Raw genomic sequence first — 14,672 nt, 5'->3', positions numbered from 1 at the left:
GACCGTTTTACGGTATTATGATAAATGTTACCCCTATCTTCGAGAATTTTTACCCCCATCACGCATGAACAATTAGCTAACTTTGCACCAGAGAAAGATAACGATATAATTCACGATATCACATACCATGAGAAACGCACAAACAAGATTATGATTTAGGTAGATTACCTAATAGGTAAGGAATAACAAAAGCCCTGTCGCGATGACAGGGCTTTGTTATTTTCTGACAGCCGGAAAATGTGTATAATAAAAAAGTGGAGGAAACGATTTCCCCCACTTTTTTTATTTCCGGAGTTGCTTATCAATATGCAAACATGGGATAGTCGGCCATGGTGGCGTTGACCTTGGCACGGACAGCAGCAATGGTGTCGGCATCGGCGGGAGCACGGAGCACAGTGTCGATCATCTCGGCTATCTGACCCATGAGCGGCTCTTTGGCACCGCGGGTTGTGATGGCCGGTGTGCCGAGACGTATGCCGGAAGTCTGGAAGGGCGAACGGCTGTCAAACGGTACCATGTTCTTATTGGCAGTGATGTCGGCCTCGACAAGAGCCTTCTCAGCCACCTTGCCTGTGAGGTCGGGAAACTTGGTGCGGAGATCTACGAGGATGCAGTGGTTGTCGGTGCCGCCCGACACGATATTGTATCCCATCGAGATGAGAGCGTCGGCCAGGGCTGCGGCGTTCTTCTTGACCTGCATCTGATATTCCTTAAACTCGGGCTGGAGAGCCTCGCCGAATGCCACGGCTTTGGCGGCAATCACGTGTTCGAGCGGGCCGCCCTGCACGCCGGGGAATACGGCAGAGTCGAGCAACGATGACATCATGCGCACAACGCCCTTGGGAGTGGTCTTGCCCCAGGGATTTTCAAAGTCCTTGCCCATCATGATGACGCCGCCACGCGGACCGCGGAGGGTCTTGTGGGTAGTGGTGGTTACGATGTGGGCATACTTGACGGGATTGTCAAGGAGTCCGGCGGCGATGAGACCTGCGGGGTGAGCCATGTCCACAAGGAAGATGGCACCGATTTCATCGGCAAGACGACGCATGCGGGCATAATCCCATTCGCGCGAATAAGCACTCGCACCACCAATAATCAGACGGGGACGCTCGCGACGGGCCACTTCCTCCATCTGCTCGTAGTCTACGAGGCCGGTCTCGGCATTGACATTATACTCGAGAGCCTGGAACATGAGACCCGAGAAGTTGACGGGACTGCCGTGGCTCAGGTGACCGCCGTGGCTCAGATTGAGACCGAGAAATTTGTCACCGGGCTTCAGACATGCCATGAACACGGCCATGTTGGCCTGTGCGCCCGAGTGGGGCTGAACGTTGGCCCACTCTGCGCCAAACATCTGCTTGAGGCGGTCGATAGCGATAAGCTCTGCTTCGTCCACCACTTCGCATCCGCCGTAATAACGGTGGCCGGGATAGCCCTCGGCATACTTGTTGGTGAGGCACGAGCCCATGGCCTGCATCACTTGGTCACTGACGAAATTTTCAGAGGCAATAAGTTCGATGCCTTTCTTCTGACGCTGATGTTCGCGTTCGATGATGTCGAAGATTGCGTTGTCTCTCTTCATAATTATATATTATATTAATGTGGAATGTTGAATGTGGAGCCTGTGTCACTCCACATCCAACATTCCTGTTTTTTTGATTACTGTTTTTTCTTCACACTCCATCCAAACCGTCCTATCGGCTCACCCTGCTCGAAATACTGCCCGTGGGAATAGTTGAGCAGTCCGGCCGAGGCGAGATCAAAAGCTCCGGTGTCGGGATTGATAAGGCTCTCATCAGCAAGCACGTTGACCACATCGGCCACAAACATGTCGTGACTTCCCAGATGTATTATTTCCTTGACTCTGCACTCTATGGCCAGAGGTGACTCATCGATGTAGGGACACGCCACCTTGACCCCTGCTACGGGTGTCAGCCCCGTCTCGTGCCATTTGTCATAGTCGGCCCCCGACCTCACGCCGGCCCAGTCGGTGGCCCGGGCCATCGAGGCGGTGGTGAGATTGATAGTAAACTCCATACTCTCCTTGATGAGCGGATAGGAGTGACGCTCGGGGCGCACCGATATGTAACACATCGGCGGATTGGTGCATATGGTGCCGGTCCATGCCACTGTGAGCATATTGGAATGCTCCATGTTGCCACACGTCACCAACACAGCCGGGAGCGGATAGATCATCGTGCCGGGTTTCCAGGATACCTTCTTCATGGATTGCAAATGAAACGCCTCTCAATCATATTATCTGCGCGTCGCTGCTCTTGACCGTGTGGGAGCAATAGTGACATGCGATGGTCACATCCTCGCGGTCGATTACACTGAAGCGAGTGCGCATAGGCTCGTTGTTGGTGATACACTTGGGGTTGCCACACTTCACGAGTCCGATGATGGTGTCGGGAAGAGTCACGGGAAATTTCTCCACCACCTCATAGTCGCGTATGATGTTGATTACGGCCGAGGGGGCTATGAGAGCGATGCGGTTGAGCGTAGCCTCGGGAAAGAACACATCGGCGACCTTGATGATGCCTTTGTGGCCGAGTTTTTTGCTGTCGAGGTTATTGCCGATGGTCACGGCCGACTTCAGCCGCTCGATGCCAAGGATTTTAACGGTCTTGAACAGGACCTCCGAGGGTATGTGGTCAATCACTGTGCCGTTGCGCAGAGCTGCCACGGCAAGCTCCGCCTTTGATATATTAGTCATAATTTCTGGCTTTTAATCATTAACTTCTATACCGAGCGAACGGCATATCAACGCCTGACGGGCGTAGAGACCGTTGCGGGCCTGCTCGAAATAATATGCTTTGGGATTGTCGTCCACGTCCTGGGCTATCTCATTGACGCGCGGCAGGGGGTGGAGTATGCGCAGATTGTCGCGTGCGTCTGAAAGCATGGCGTTGTTAAGGTTGTAGAGGTCCTTGACACGCTCATACTCCATGATGTCGGCAAAACGCTCGCGCTGCACTCGGGTCATATATATAATGTCGCTCGTATTGATGACATCGGCCGAGAAGTCGGTGTGGTCGGTGTAGCGTATGCCGTTCTCCCGACAGAAGGCCTTGTATTCCTCGGGCATATCAAGCTCCTTGCATGCCACGAAGCGGAATGTGGGGTTGAAATATCTCATCGCCATAATCAGCGAGTGGACCGTGCGGCCATACTTGAGGTCGCCCACAAGAGTGATGGTGAGATTTTCGAGAGTGCCCTGGGTCTTGTAGATGGAGTAGAGGTCGAGCATCGTCTGCGAGGGGTGCTGGTGGGCACCGTCACCGGCATTGATTATGGGTATGTCGGTTACCTCGGTGGCATAGAGGGCCGCTCCCTCAAGGAAATGACGCATCACTATGAGGTCGGCATAATTGCTCACCATCTTGATGGTGTCCTTGAGCGTCTCGCCTTTGGAGGTGGAGGTGTTGGAGGCATCTGAAAATCCTATCACACGTCCGCCAAGACGGTTGACGGCTGTTTCAAAACTGAGTCGCGTGCGGGTTGACGGCTCGAAAAAGAGGGTCGCCACGACTTTACCTTCAAGCAGACGGCGGTTGGGCCGCTCCTCAAACTTTCGGGCCGTGTCAAGCAGACCGAGTATCTCCTCGCGACTTAAGTCGCTTATTGACACAAGACTTTTAGTATTCATTGCAGTGAAATGTGAAGTGCATCGTGAGTTTACCGCAAAGTTACTGCGAATTTTTGACATATCAATGTCAACTTGCGGAAAAATCCTCACCCAATTCCTTCTTAATCTCACGGAGCAGGCGCGAGGCCCGACGGTTGACAAGCAGAGCCACCACACATCCGGCCAGCATGCCGGCGATGCAGACAGGCAGCATCAGTGTCCCGTAACTGCTGGTTACGGTAAAGATAATGTAGAGCATCAGCGGGACACCCATGACAATGCCGGTGACGCGTCTGACAGTGCGGAGCGTCTCGATGCGCAACACTCCGCGCAGAGCGTCGGTGACAGTGGTGCCGGAGAGATCAAGCACGCGAAGATTGTGCATCTGCACCAGGTGCATGACACCCATCACAATAAAGAATATGATCACCTTTACGGCCATTGACGTATGGTCGGGGACAAGCGGAATCATGCACAAGGCTCCGGCCAGACACACGAGTGCCAGGCGACGACTTATGCGCATGAGCCTGTCGCGCAACGTCACGGCTCCACGGCCCGATGTCACCTCGCGCTCCACGGCCCTGACGCCGCTATCGGGAATGTCGACAGCGTTCCACTGTCTTTTCAGCTCGTCTATATCCATAATCATGATTCTTTTTCATTCTGCTCTTTAAGTCGTAGTTTTATCCTGTGGAGGCGGGTCGCCACCGTGTTGCGCGGCAGACCAGTCACACCGGCTATCTCGTCATAACTCTTCTCGTCAAGCCACATTAATATAAGGGCCTTGTCCATCTTGTCGAGGCCGCCTATGAGGCGATACATCTGACGCAGTTCGGCCGGACGGTCGCTGTCATCACTCATGGTGTCGGCCAGCGTGTCAAGGCCCACCTTGCCGCGGTCGTGCTTACCGTTGTGGCGAAAATAGGTCACACAAGTGTTGATGGCCGTGCGGTAGAGCCACGTCGACAGCCGTGAGTCGCCTCTGAATGAGTCGAGTCCCTGCCACAGATTGGCCAGCACCTCCTGATACAGATCCTTGAAATGCTCGTCGCTGTCGGCATACATATAGCACACCTTGCAGAGCATGCGGCGGTTGTCGTTGACAATCGCCATGAATCGAGATTCTTTTTCGGACGCTACGGTGGCCATGCGGTCAGAAGATATGGTGAGGTTATAAACGGATTATTGCTACAATTTTATAATGTTTGACGCTAAAATTACGGAAAAGTTCCGTCAATGTGAAACTTTTTCTATAATTTCGCGTCAGATTATTCATCACTAAAAATTTACAACAGCATGGACATCCTCAGTGTCGAGAATGTGAGCAAAGCCTACTCCTCCCACCTGGCACTTGACGACGTGAGTCTGAGCATACCCGAAGGCACCGTGTATGGACTGCTCGGTCCCAACGGCGCGGGCAAGACCACTCTGATACGCATCATCAACCATATCACCGCTCCCGACAGCGGCCGAGTGCTGCTTGACGGCCATCAGCTCTCCGAAGCCGATGTGCCCAACATCGGTTATCTGCCCGAGGAACGTGGCCTTTACAAGAAGATGAAGGTAGGCGAACAGGCCGTGTTTTTTGCCCGTCTCAAAGGGCTGAGCCGGGCCGACGCCACGCGCGAGCTGAGAAAATGGTTTGAAAAGTTTGACATACTCAACTGGTGGGACAAACGTGTCGAGGAGCTCTCCAAAGGCATGGCCCAGAAGGTGCAGTTCATAGTCACCGTGCTCCACCGTCCGCGGTTGCTGATATTCGACGAACCCTTCTCGGGCTTCGACCCCATCAACGCCGAACTGCTCAAGCGAGAGATACTCGCCCTTCGCGACGAAGGAGCCACCATTATATTCTCGACCCACAACATGTCGTCGGTCGAGGAGATATGCGACAACATCACCCTCATCAACAAAAGCCGCAACATTCTCAGCGGCAATGTCGAAGAGCTGAGACGCAAGTATTTCGACGGTCGTTACGACATCACACTCTCTGACGGCGACCCGGCTGTGCTCACCGAGGCCCTCGCCCCGGTGGCCGACAGTTTTATGACGCTCGACCCCGACACTCAGGGACGTCAACGCCTGTCGCTTCACATAAGCGGCAACGCCTCACTGCGCGATGTCATAGCGATAGCCAACCCGATAGTCTCACTCGCCGGCCTGCAGGAGAGCCGCGCCTCAATGAACGACATATTCATCCGCACAGTCAACGGTGATAGATTTTAGAGTTAAAAGTTTAGAGTTGAAAGTTTAAGCATGTCAAATATAGCTATAATCATCGAACGTGAATACTTGGAGCGTGTCAAGAAAAAGAGCTTCATATTCACCACCATACTTATGCCGGTGCTGATGCTGGCACTCATGGCCCTGCCAGCACTGATAATGACCTATGTCGAGGGCTCGGTGACACAGGTGCTTGTGGTCGACAACAACGGAGCCTTCGCCGACCGTCTGACCGACACCGACGACGTAAAGTTCATCCCGCTCAGCGGTGTGACCACCGACTCGGCTCTCAACCGCAGCGACGCAGATGCCATACTGGTAATCCCTGCCAACATCATATCGTCGCGGCGTGCCTCGCTCCGCCTCGTAAGCAACGGGCCATCGTCGCTCGCCACCGAGTCGGCCATAACCGGCCAGGTCAACAAGATTATCGAAAACGAGCGGCTAAAGCAATATAACATAGCCGACCTTGACCGCATACTCGAGGATGTCAATGCCTCGGTGTCCATCACCACCGTGCGCAACGACCGCGACGACGACGAGCAAGTGATGTCGTCAGGGCTGAGTTACGGCATAGGTGTGGGTATGTCGTTCATACTCTATATGTTTCTGTTAATATATGGCCAGATGGTGATGACATCCATCATCGAGGAGAAAGGCAACAGAGTGCTCGAAGTGGTAGTGTCGTCAGTCAAACCGGCCCAGCTCATGCTCGGCAAAATCATAGGCGTGGCCCTCGTGGCAGTGACCCAGATGGTGCTTTGGGGCATACTGCTGGCCATAATGTCGTCGTGTGTGCTCCCGGCCATCATACCGGCCGACGCCATGGCCGAGGTGGCCGCCGTCCGCGCCGGCAACTTCGAGGCAGTGAGCGACGCCGGCTCCATCGACATGCTCAACGCCCTCGCCGCCGTCACTCAGGTGGGCAATCTCATAGGGCTTATAGCCATCATGACCCTGTTTCTGGTGCTCGGATTTCTCATCTACTCGTCGATATTCGCCTCGATAGGCTCGGCTGTCGACAATATACAGGATGCATCACAGCTCACATCGTTTGCCGTCTTCCCCATCATCTTCGGCATCATCTTTGCCACAGTAGCCGCCGCCGACCCTATGGGCAGCCTCGCGTTCTGGGCGTCCATGTTCCCGCTCACGTCACCGATGGTTATGGTGGCCCGCATCCCCTTCGGCATCCCCGCTTGGGAGATATGGCTCTCGCTCGCCCTGCTTGTCGCCGGATTTATCGGCATGATATGGGTAGCCGGCAAAATCTATCGCGTGGGCATATTCATGTATGGCAAAAAGCCGTCGCTCAAAGAGATAATTCGCTGGATTTCCTATAAATAATGACGGCGGGCATCCATTTTTTGCCCTATCGCTCCGAGATAAGAGGATTTTTGCGTATCTTTGCACCTCTATATATAAGTATATAAAGTAAACACACGTAATAGTAATAATAAGAAATGTCGATTGATAGCATTATCTCCGAGGCCGTGTCAAAGGCTGTAAAAGCTCTTTATGACTGCGAAACTCCGGCCGACAAGATTGTTCCCCAGGCTACTCGCAAGGAGTTTGAGGGCAATGTCACCGTAGTAGTATTTCCTTGGGTAAAAGCCGCCCGCAAAGCTCCCGAAGCCGTCGGAGCCGAGATAGGCGAATGGCTCGCAGCCAATGAGCCGGCCGTTGAGAAATACAACGTAGTGAAAGGTTTTCTCAACATCACCATCTCACCGCGCTTCTGGAACGGTGTGCTCGCCCATATCGCCGACACACCCCGCTATGGTCTGAAAGACGCTGACGAAAATTCACCTCTCGTGATGGTTGAATACTCGTCGCCCAACACCAACAAACCCCTCCACCTGGGCCATATCCGTAACAACCTGCTCGGATTCAGCCTCGCCGAGATACTCAAGGCCTGCGGCAACCGCGTGGTCAAGACCAACATCGTCAACGACCGAGGCATACACATATGCAAGTCGATGCTCGCCTGGCAGAAGTGGGGCGAAGGCGTGACTCCCGAGTCGGCCGGAAAGAAAGGCGACCACCTCATCGGTGACTTCTATGTGCTCTTTGACAAGCATTTCAAGGCCGAGACCAAGGAACTGATGGAGCAAGGCATGACCGAAGACGAGGCCAAGGCCGCATCACCCCTCATGAAAGAGGCCCGCGAGATGCTCGTGAAATGGGAACAGAAAGACCCCGAAATACGTGCCCTCTGGCAGAGAATGAACGAGTGGGTCTACGCCGGTTTTGACGAGACCTACAAGCGCATGGGGGTGGATTTCGACAAGATTTACTACGAGAGCGAGACCTATCTCGAGGGCAAGGACAAGGTGCTCGAAGGACTCGCCGCCGGCAAGATGTATCGCAAGGAGGATGGCTCCGTATGGGCCGACCTCACCGGCGAGGGTCTTGATCACAAGCTCCTGCTCCGCAGCGACGGCACCTCGGTCTACATGACACAGGACATCGGCACAGCCAAGCTCCGCTTTCAGGACTATCCCATCGACAAGATGATTTATGTCGTGGGCAATGAGCAGAACTATCATTTCCAGGTGCTCTCGATACTTCTCGACCGTCTCGGATTCAAGTGGGGCAAAGACCTCGTGCACTTCTCCTACGGCATGGTCGAGCTGCCCGAGGGTAAGATGAAGTCGCGCGAAGGCACCGTGGTGGACGCCGACGACCTTATGGACGACATGGTGTCGACCGCCCGCACAGTGTCGGCCGAACTCGGCAAACTCGACGGACTCTCCGACGAGGAGACAGCCGCCATCAGCGAGATGGTCGGACTGGGCGCGCTCAAATATTTCCTCCTCAAAGTCGACCCCCGCAAAAACATCACCTTCAACCCCAAGGAGACTATCGACTTCAACGGCAATACCGGCCCCTTCATACAGTATACCTACGCCCGCATACGCTCGGTGCTCCGCAAGGCTGCCGACGAGGGCATGACTGTGACCGACTATTCCGAAGTGACTCCGGGCGAACGTGAGATTACGCTCATACAGGCTCTTGCCGACTTCCCCTCGGTAGTTGCCGCCGCCGGACAGAGCTACAGCCCCGCGCTCATAGCCAACTATGTGTATGACCTCGTGAAACTCTACAACCAGTTCTATCACGACTGCTCCATACTCAAGGAGGCCGACACTGCGGTACGCTCGCTCCGTCTCACCCTCAGCGAGCAGACCGCCCGCGTGGTCGAGACCGGCATGAAGCTACTCGGCATCAGCGTACCCGAACGCATGTAATAAAGACGATTGTTTAACATTTGTTGCGATACATACGCTAAACCTTATCTCCCCTTATTTGTCTAACAATTAACCATTCTTTTAAGCAAATGTACAATAACACTCCCACCCCTCCCCCTTACAACGGCGGAGGTTATAACGACTCCACCCAGACAGTGAGTCTTGCATCAGCCGTGATGAAGCGTGTCTATCTCAAGATGACACTTGGCCTGCTCGTGACCGCGTTTCTCTCCATGTTCTGCGCCGGCAGCATGTCATACATGCAGTTCATGGCCTCCAACTCATGGTTCTACTGGGGTCTCTTCATCGCCGAGCTCGTGATTGTGTTCTCCCTCTCGGCCCGTATCAGCAAGATGTCATCGGCCACGGCTACACTGCTCTTCTATGTGTTTGCCGCGCTCAACGGTCTGGCACTCGCACCCATATTTATAGTATATACAGCCACATCAATAGCCAAGACCTTCTTTATCTGCGCCGGCACATTCGGAGCCATGAGCGTCTATGGCTACTTCACCACACAGGATCTCACCAAGTGGGGCAACTTCTTGTTTTACGCGCTCATAGGCCTCATCATCGCCTCGGTGGTCAACATCTTCACCCACAGCGACACTCTCGGATGGATTATCTCATGTGCCGGAGTGCTTATCTTCGTAGGCCTCACCGCATGGGACACACAGAAAATCAAGCAGATGGCACAATACGCGCCCTCAAGCATGGCCGGTCACCTCGCCACTATCGGCGCGCTGAGCCTCTATCTTGACTTTATCAACCTGTTTCTCTATCTGCTCCGTTTCTTCGGAAGCTCACGCGACTAATCATCAATTTCCGCAGACACGACTCCAAGACATACAATGTCTACGCTGAGTCACGTCTGCGGGACTTAACTTTATAATATGGCAAAAGTAGTAATCATCGGAGCCGGCGGCGTTGGTACCGTCGTAGCCCACAAATGCGCCCAGCATCCCGACGTATTCACCGAGATAGTCATAGCTTCACGCACACGTTCCAAGTGTGAGGCTGTGGTCGAGGCTATCGGCAAACCCAATATCAGTGCCGACGTAGTTGATGCTGACAGCGTGCCCCAGCTCGTCGAACTGTTTAACCGCCACAAACCCGCGCTCGTAATCAACGTGGCTCTCCCCTATCAGGACCTCACCATCATGGATGCGTGTCTGATATGCGGAGTCAACTATCTCGACACCGCCAACTATGAGCCCAAGGACGTGGCACACTTCGAGTATTCATGGCAGTGGGCCTACAAGCAGCGTTTCGAGGAAGCCGGCCTCACCGCCATCCTCGGCTGCGGTTTTGACCCGGGAGTATCGGGTGTATTCACAGCCTATGCAGCCAAGCATTATTTCTCCGACATGCAGTATCTCGACATCGTGGACTGCAACGGAGGTGACCACGGCAAGGCTTTCGCCACCAATTTCAACCCCGAAATCAACATCCGCGAGATCACTCAGAACGGCCGCTACTATCAGGACGGCAAATGGGTGACCACCGGCCCGCTCGAAATACACAAGACCCTCACCTATCCCAACATCGGCGAGCGCGACAGCTATCTCCTCTATCACGAAGAGCTTGAGTCGCTGGTCAAGAACTATCCCTCAATCAAGCGTGCCCGTTTCTGGATGACTTTCGGACAGGAATATCTCACTCACCTGCGCGTGATTCAGAACATCGGCATGGCCCGCATCGACGAGGTGGAGTATAACGGTCAGAAAATCGTGCCCCTCCAGTTCCTCAAGGCTGTCCTCCCCAATCCCCAGGACCTCGGAGAGAACTATCACGGCGAGACTTCAATCGGATGTCGCATCTCGGGTCTCGACAAGGAAGGCAAGCCCCTTACCTATTATATATGGAACAACTGCTCGCATGAGGAAGCCTACAAGGAGACCGGCATGCAGGCCGTAAGCTACACCACCGGTGTCCCCGCCATGGTGGGCGCAATGATGTTCCTCACCGGAAAATGGGTAAAACCGGGCGTAAACAACGTCGAGGAGTTTGATCCCGATCCGTTCCTCGCCGAGCTCGCCAAGGACGGTCTGCCCTGGAACGAGAGCTTCAACATCGACCTCGAAGTATAGTTCAGAGAGTTTAGAGTTTAGGACCTAAACCATCTTTTATACGGGAGAACGGTTTCCCCGGGGCATTGAATCCCGTCAGCGAAACCGCTCTCCCGTCTTTATAAATTCAAATGTACACCCGCATCAATCTACCATGCTGAAACACCTGTTGCTTGTCCTTTCGGTCATCTCGGCCTTCACCGCCACAGCATCCCTGCCACAATCGGTCACGCCCGGTCCGGACACACTGTTGCTGACAACTGAAAAATCATCATCGCCATACGTATTCAACGACGCAGTCAAGGCTCTTGAGGCCGTCAATGCCTCAGGCCGCAGCCGCATGACACTTATGGTGGCCCCCTCGGTCTACTGGCTCGACAATCCCGACGACCCGGCTGTGCGCCGTTCGCCCTCGGGCCTCCCCTATGCAGTGGAGATAAAGTGTGACACTCTGTCGATAATCGGACTCGCCGACAATCCGGCCGACGTGGTGTTTGCCGTCAACCGCGGCCAGACCCAGGGAGCCATCGGCAACTTCACCATGCTCCATTTCACCGGCCACAGCCTCACGGTCGAAAACATGACCATGGGCAATTATTGCAACGTAGACCTCGACTATCCGCTCAACCCCTCGCTCAACCGTCAGCGACGTCGTGACGCCATAGTCCAGGCCCAGATAGGCATATGCACCGACACCGACAGACTCTTTGCCCGCAACTGCCGATTTATCAGCCGCCTCAACCTCTGCCCGCTCGTAGGGGCACGACGCTCGCTCTATGACAACTGCTACTTCGAGTGTACAGACGACGCACTGACCGGCTCGGCTGTCTATCTGGGATGTCGTTTCACATTTCACAGCGGCAAACCGTTTTACTCCACCCCCTCGACAGGAGCCATATTTCTCGACTGCGATATCCGTTCGCTCGTCTCGGGCACTCAATATCTCACCAAGGTGCCGGGACCAGTGACCATGATTGACACACGCTTCACAGCCGACAACCCTCTCCAGTTGCGATGGACTCGCGACGCCTCAGCCACGCGCTGCTATCAGAGCGGTGTCACTCTCAACGGCTCGCCCGTAACCATCGATGCCGACCGTCCACAGTTGAGTGCCGACATCTCGACATCTCCGTTGCTCCGGGCCTACAAGATTACCATGCCCGACGGCTCGGTCATATATAACACCCCCAACCTCCTCGGAGGCACCGATGGATGGGACCCACTCGGCATGCGTCCGGCCATAGCCAAGGTCGAAAGCATCCTTGGCGAGTCACTGCTGTCGCTCCCCGTGACTCTGCGGCTCACACCGTCGGCCCGCGCGCTTGCCCCGCAGGACGAAGAACTCACCGTCACCCCCTTACGGCTGCTGTGGGGCGACTACCCCGCTCCGGCACAAGCTGCCGATATGTCATGGTCGGCACCTTCGACCCTCACTCTTCTCTCGGCCGGACAGACACTGACAGCCCGCAGTGCCAATCTGTATCCACGCGAAACCGAGTGCATCATCTCGGCAACAACAGCCTACGGACTGCTCGGAGCCACCGACGTAAAGATAGCCCCATATCTCAAGGATGCCCCGACATTCACATCATCGCCCGCCATCACCAATGTCAAGACTTCACTTCAGGCCGACTATCGACTCTCGGCCGGAGCTGATGATGACAGTTATATAATATGGTATCGCTCCACACGTCCCGATCGCTCCGACTCCACTGCCGTGCGCCACGGCCACGGACTGTCGGCACGCACCTATCCGCTCACTCCAGCCGACAAGGGCTGCTACATCTCGGCCACAATATCGCCGAAACTCTCCGACACTCGTGCAGGTGAACCGGTGACGATACATTTCGACAGCAGTGTGAGCCAGAAGATGGTCGGTCTGCTCAATCTCAAAGAGAACAAACTCAACACTTCATTCGCAGAAATCCCCATCCGCAAAGGCAGTGCCGGCCGTCCCGGCTACTGGCATTTCGACACCTACAAGCCGGCCGACACCTCAGAACACGAATGGACTCCCGATCCTGATAAAAGCTGGTATTACGGACAAGGAGTAGACGCCGCCACAGGCATCGGACTCATCCAGGCCTCGCGTGGCGCGCGCTTATCCTACACCCCCTCGCGCGGCGACTGCCGGAGCATGACGCTCGAAATCATTGCTGAGCCGGCCAAAGGTCCGGGCCAGGGTTTTGGCAGCGCGACCGGCCAATATATGGACATATGCGTCAAGTTTGACCCGGTGACACTCAGCGGCTATGCCCTGCGCATAGAGCGCACCCCCGACTATGACAAGGCTGTCACATTCACACTTGTGCGCTACACCGACGGCTCCGTCACCCCTATAAGCGAACCGGTGGCCACAAGCTGCTACCGCACACCATGTCACATCAAGCTCAACATCAACGACAACAACTTTGTGGCCACGGCAAGCACCGAAGCTCCGGCCGTCACGTCATCCAATCCGGATGTCAAGCCCTATGTGATGCTCTCGGTGCCCGTGGAGACCTCGCGCAACAGCTCGCTGATGATACAGCACACAGGCTCAACAGGCTCGTCGGCAACACTTCTGCGCAATATGAATGTAAACTGGAAATAGGTTGTAGACATATAGACATATAGACATATATTTTTTTCACCAAACTATTTTGGGTTTAAAAAAAAGTTATTACTTTCGCATCATAGAAAAAATAACTACATTCAGATATGATATACAATTTCCGCATAGTTTCCGATGAAGTGGACAACTTCAAGCGCGAAATACAGATTGACGCCGACGCTACATTTCTTGATCTGCGCAATGCCATATGCGACAGCGTAGGCTATGACAAAACACAGTTCAGCTCGTTCTTCATGTGTGACGAAGGATGGGAACGCGAGCAGGAGATATGCCTCGAGGATATGGGCAGCGACTCCTCTCAGGATGTCTACCTGATGGAAGACACCCCTCTGAGCGATTTTATCGAAGACGAAGGCCAGCGACTCGTATGGGTGTTTGACTATCTGACCGACCGCTCGTTCTTCCTTGAAATGAAACGTTCGGTGCCCGGCAAACATCTCATCGACCCACTCTGCTCCATCTCCATGGGCGAAGCCCCCTCACAGTCGGTCGACATGGATGACTTCGATGCTAAAATCGACGCCAAGGCCGCCGCTCAGGCAGCAACCGACCTCGACGACGACTTCTACGGCTCGACCGAGTATAACGAAGACGAGTTTGACGCCGCAGGATTTGACGAAATGACTTTTGACGAATAATATCAATCCAAAAAGAATCAAAATACAAAAGAAACACAAGTCTTGAATGAGATTACATAAGACTTGTGTTTCTTTTGTATTTTGATTTATTACTGTCCGCTAAACCATAAAAAGTCGAGTCCAACTTCTTGAAATATAGAAGTTGGGCTAACTTTTTGTATAGGACAAGCCCCCTTATCAGTTTTCAGTTTCTTCCGGCGGCGATTCAGATGCATCGGCGAGCATTATTTTCAGGTCTGCGTCGGGTTG

General features: G+C 54.1%; 13 protein-coding genes. 7 read left to right on the top strand and 6 right to left on the bottom strand.

From position 1 onward, the window contains the following. Positions 1-301: 301 nt before the first annotated feature. The 6 genes from glyA to QGT73_RS05215 form a co-directional block, all read right to left on the bottom strand. Positions 302-1,582: a serine hydroxymethyltransferase gene (gene glyA, locus QGT73_RS05240; protein WP_123616405.1), complete on the bottom strand. Its 1,281-nt coding sequence runs from the start codon at positions 1,580-1,582 to the stop codon at positions 302-304. A 77-nt stretch (positions 1,583-1,659) separates the two neighbouring features. Beyond that, entirely contained in the window at positions 1,660-2,226 is a 567-nt protein-coding gene (locus QGT73_RS05235; protein WP_280121740.1) for a flavin reductase family protein, read from the bottom strand. A gap of 25 nt (positions 2,227-2,251) precedes the next feature. Then, positions 2,252-2,716: an aspartate carbamoyltransferase regulatory subunit gene (gene pyrI, locus QGT73_RS05230; RefSeq protein ID WP_280121739.1), complete on the bottom strand. Its 465-nt coding sequence runs from the start codon at positions 2,714-2,716 to the stop codon at positions 2,252-2,254. A 12-nt stretch (positions 2,717-2,728) separates the two neighbouring features. Further along, positions 2,729-3,649: an aspartate carbamoyltransferase gene (pyrB, locus tag QGT73_RS05225; RefSeq protein WP_280121738.1), complete on the bottom strand. Its 921-nt coding sequence runs from the start codon at positions 3,647-3,649 to the stop codon at positions 2,729-2,731. A 67-nt stretch (positions 3,650-3,716) separates the two neighbouring features. Further along, entirely contained in the window at positions 3,717-4,277 is a 561-nt protein-coding gene (locus QGT73_RS05220) for a hypothetical protein (RefSeq protein ID WP_280121737.1), read from the bottom strand. Further along, positions 4,274-4,777: an RNA polymerase sigma factor gene (locus tag QGT73_RS05215; RefSeq protein WP_280121736.1), complete on the bottom strand. Its 504-nt coding sequence runs from the start codon at positions 4,775-4,777 to the stop codon at positions 4,274-4,276. The genes QGT73_RS05220 and QGT73_RS05215 overlap by 4 nt, the downstream gene beginning before the upstream one ends. Positions 4,778-4,924: 147 nt before the next feature. On the opposite strand from QGT73_RS05215, the gene QGT73_RS05210 reads away from it, so the two are divergent. The 7 genes from QGT73_RS05210 to QGT73_RS05180 all read left to right on the top strand — a co-directional run bounded on the left by QGT73_RS05210 (position 4,925) and on the right by QGT73_RS05180 (position 14,423). Further along, the gene (locus QGT73_RS05210; protein ID WP_280121735.1) at positions 4,925-5,854 is read left to right on the top strand and encodes an ABC transporter ATP-binding protein; all 930 of its coding nucleotides are present in this window, start codon (positions 4,925-4,927) and stop codon (positions 5,852-5,854) included. A 30-nt stretch (positions 5,855-5,884) separates the two neighbouring features. Continuing rightward, entirely contained in the window at positions 5,885-7,198 is a 1,314-nt protein-coding gene (locus QGT73_RS05205; RefSeq protein ID WP_280121734.1) for an ABC transporter permease, read from the top strand. A 116-nt stretch (positions 7,199-7,314) separates the two neighbouring features. Beyond that, positions 7,315-9,102 carry an arginine--tRNA ligase gene (argS, locus tag QGT73_RS05200; RefSeq protein ID WP_280121733.1) on the top strand — a complete coding sequence of 596 codons (1,788 nt, stop codon included), beginning with the start codon at positions 7,315-7,317 and terminating at the stop codon, positions 9,100-9,102. A gap of 89 nt (positions 9,103-9,191) precedes the next feature. Continuing rightward, positions 9,192-9,917 (top strand): Bax inhibitor-1/YccA family protein, encoded by a 726-nt coding sequence (locus QGT73_RS05195; RefSeq protein ID WP_280121732.1) that lies wholly within the window; start codon positions 9,192-9,194, stop codon positions 9,915-9,917. A 78-nt stretch (positions 9,918-9,995) separates the two neighbouring features. Continuing rightward, positions 9,996-11,192: a saccharopine dehydrogenase family protein gene (locus tag QGT73_RS05190; protein ID WP_123616415.1), complete on the top strand. Its 1,197-nt coding sequence runs from the start codon at positions 9,996-9,998 to the stop codon at positions 11,190-11,192. Positions 11,193-11,325: 133 nt separating this feature from the next. Then, on the top strand, positions 11,326-13,764 hold the full coding sequence (locus tag QGT73_RS05185; RefSeq protein ID WP_280121731.1) for a hypothetical protein: 2,439 nt from the start codon (positions 11,326-11,328) through the stop codon (positions 13,762-13,764). Between the two features lie 107 nt (positions 13,765-13,871). Beyond that, the gene (locus QGT73_RS05180) at positions 13,872-14,423 is read left to right on the top strand and encodes an IS1096 element passenger TnpR family protein (RefSeq protein ID WP_123616417.1); all 552 of its coding nucleotides are present in this window, start codon (positions 13,872-13,874) and stop codon (positions 14,421-14,423) included. Positions 14,424-14,672 lie beyond the last annotated feature (249 nt).

This window comes from Duncaniella muricolitica, from assembly GCF_910574735.1.
In the GTDB taxonomy this organism is placed as follows: Bacteria; Bacteroidota; Bacteroidia; order Bacteroidales; family Muribaculaceae; genus Duncaniella; species Duncaniella muricolitica.
Note: the sequence above shows the minus strand (reverse complement) of the source record. Positions and strands in the feature narration are given on the sequence as shown.